At 59.8% G+C, this 2,803-nt stretch carries 4 protein-coding genes; all 4 read left to right on the forward strand.

The window, feature by feature from the left end; all coding sequences use genetic code 11:
- The coding region (locus XALGPE39_RS13830; protein WP_045728678.1) for a cellulose binding domain-containing protein at positions 1 to 334 on the forward strand (334 nt) is incomplete at its 5' end.
- A gap of 253 nt (positions 335 to 587) precedes the next feature.
- Entirely contained in the window at positions 588 to 758 is a 171-nt protein-coding gene (locus XALGPE39_RS16050) for a hypothetical protein (RefSeq protein WP_162484587.1), read from the forward strand.
- Positions 759 to 1,034: 276 nt separating this feature from the next.
- The gene (locus XALGPE39_RS16620) at positions 1,035 to 1,175 is read left to right on the forward strand and encodes a hypothetical protein (protein ID WP_304413341.1); all 141 of its coding nucleotides are present in this window, start codon (positions 1,035 to 1,037) and stop codon (positions 1,173 to 1,175) included.
- A 350-nt stretch (positions 1,176 to 1,525) separates the two neighbouring features.
- Positions 1,526 to 2,803: glycoside hydrolase family 5 protein (locus tag XALGPE39_RS13835; protein WP_045728679.1), on the forward strand; the 1,278-nt coding region annotated here is incomplete at its 3' end.

Consider the following 2,803-nt stretch of genomic DNA (forward strand, 5'->3'; position numbering starts at 1 on the left):
CGGCGGCGGTACCAGCGGCGGCGGTACCAGCGGCGGCGGCACCAGCGGCGGTGGCACCAGCGGTGGCGGCACCAGCGGTGGCCCTAGCTTTAGTACTAAGGTCATCGTCGACAGCGATTGGCAGGTTGGCTATTGCGAGCGTGTGCAAGTCACCAACACCGGCAGCACCGCCGGCAACTGGTCAGTGGCTCAGACGATCAGCGGTAAGATTAACAACCTGTGGAATGCCAATTGGACACAGTCCGGCAGCGCGCTCAGCGCCAGTGGTATGGATTGGAACAAGACCCTGGCGCCCGGCGCCATGGCAGAGTTCGGGTTCTGTGCCGGACGCTGATGCCATGCGGTAACACCGTCACCGTGCGCACGACACGGTGACTTGCCAACGGCAGCGTCTAACGACGCTGCCGTTGGTGCTTTTAGCCATCGCAGCGCGTGGACCATCGCTTGCAGACACAGACCATAAAGAGTGCAGCAAGCGCAGTCGTACCGATCCGCATGGGCACAACGCATTTTCTCGCTAGCGTCGGTTGCAGCCGACATTACGCATCCGTGTCAATCAATCAGCAAACGTTTGCAGCAAAGCGGCCATGCGCGCGTTCAGGCGCACCAAACCGCAAGCGTTGTTACTGTTCAACCACAATGACACGTCGCAATCGCTGATCCTGACCGGCCTGCTGGCACCCTCGACCAAGGCGCTGAACAATCTGTTCATCGGCGTAGCAAACGGCGCATTCGACGGCATCCTCACCTCGCATTGAATATAAGCCTGCGCGAGCAAGCGCGCAGAGAGGTGATGGCCCAAGTGGTGTCGGCAAGACGCACATCGCCCTAGCGCTGTACCAGCGCGCCATGATGGCAGCACACAAAGCGGGGCCTACCGACCTGATGCAGTGGCGAAGGCGTATAACCGGCTGAAGAACGACTTCAAGCGCGCGGTGCTCGGGCAGGAACTGCTGGTGGTCGGAAAGATCGACTAGCGTTCCTTCGGATGCGACAAGGCGAAGCTGTTCTTTAACGTCGTGACCAGGCGCTACATGCGCAGCTCGATGGCGCTCACCTGCAACCTGCCGTTCACGCAGTGGCAGCGCTTTCGCCAACGATCACACCCTCACCACCGCGATGCTCGAGCGGCTCTTGCACCATGCCCCATCGTGCAGCCCCCCTCAGAGAGTTAGCGATTTAAGCAAAAATGCAAGGCGGGTGAGCAAAAATCAGACTATTGCACTTCCAATGCCCGGCATTGCGATCAACAACAGCAAAAAATAGCGGCACATTTCGCACTTTTCGAACCATTTTCAGACTGGCGACCGCAAAAAAAGCACCGACGTCACGTTAATGGTATGCAATTCGTGGACAAGTAAAACCAATGTACAGAAATTCACGACTTCTTTTTCCGACAATCTAGATCATCACTCTTAGGTAATTGCCAGGCACTAGCTAATTACCTACCACTTAGTCTCCCTCCCCCCCAACTCAACTTTAGGCCTGCCCATTTCGGGCCGCCCCTCTATTGGAGAGAAACACAATGACTCGGTCAATCAAGCCCCGCATCACCCGCTGCCTGTTGGCGGCGGCGTTAATGGTGGCCAGCAGTTCGGCATGGAGCTACGCCGTCAAAAACGGCCAGGTCGTGGACGACAGCGGCAACGCCGTGCAGCTGCGTGGCGTGAATTGGTTCGGTTTCGAGACCCCGGAACACATCACGCATGGTCTGTGGGCGCGCAATTGGAAGGACATGATCACGCAGATGCAAAACCTCGGCTTCAATGCCGTGCGCCTGCCATTCTGCCCGGATACACTGCATAGTGCTTCGCCCGGCAGCATCGACTACAGCCAAAACTCAGACCTGCAAGGAATGAGCTCGCTGCAGGTGATGGACACGATCATCAACGAACTCAGCCGCCGCGGCATGTACGTGCTGCTCGATCACCACAGGCCCGATTGCAATGCAATCTCCGAACTGTGGTACACCGACTCCTACAGCGAAACGCAGTGGGAGAATGATCTGACATTCGTCGCCAAGCGCTACGCCAGCGTGCCGGGCGTGATCGGTCTTGACCTGAAGAACGAACCGCACGGTTCCGCGACCTGGGGCACCGGCAACGCCGCCACCGATTGGAACTCCGCAGCAGAGCGCGCCTCCGCAATCGTACTGAGCGCCGCGCCGAACTGGCTGATCTTTGTCGAAGGTATCTCCTCGAATCCGAGCTGCTCCAGCAACACCGCCCACTTCTGGGGCGAAGATCTGGAACCGCAAGGGTGCACTCCGCTCAACATCCCGGCAGATCACTTGGTGCTGAGCCCGCACGTGTACGGCCCGGACGTGTACGGCCAGCCGTACTTCAGCGACCCGAACTTCCCGAGCAATATGTCGGCCATCTGGGACCAGCACTTCGGCCAGTTCTCACCCAAATATGCGGTGATACCGGGCGAGTTTGGTGGCAAATACGGCCAGGGCGACTCGAAGGACGTGACCTGGCAGAACGCGCTGGTCGATTACTTGGCCGGCAAGAACATGCGCAGCGCCTTCTACTGGTGTTTTAATGCGGACAGCGGCGATACCGGCGGCATCCTCAACGACGACTGGACGACGGTACGTACCGACAAGGTTAACTTGTTGCATAAGCTGTGGGGCACCGACGGTTCCGGCGGTGGCACCAGCGGTGGCGGCACCAGCGGTGGCGGTACCAGCGGTGACGGCACCAGCGGTGGCGGCACCAGCGGCGGTGGCACCAGCGGTGGCGGCACCAGCGGCGGCGGCACCAGCGGCGGTGGCACCAGCGGCGGTGGCACCAGCGGCGGC

Source organism: Xanthomonas sp. GPE 39, from assembly GCF_000963005.1.
In the GTDB taxonomy this organism is placed as follows: domain Bacteria; phylum Pseudomonadota; class Gammaproteobacteria; order Xanthomonadales; family Xanthomonadaceae; genus Xanthomonas_A.

Coding starts and splice junctions, on each gene's coding strand:
- XALGPE39_RS16050 (WP_162484587.1), top strand. CDS start 588: ATGCGCGCGTTCAGGCGCACCAAACCGCAAGCGTTGTTACTGTTCAAC.
- XALGPE39_RS16620 (WP_304413341.1), top strand. CDS start 1,035: ATGCGCAGCTCGATGGCGCTCACCTGCAACCTGCCGTTCACGCAGTGG.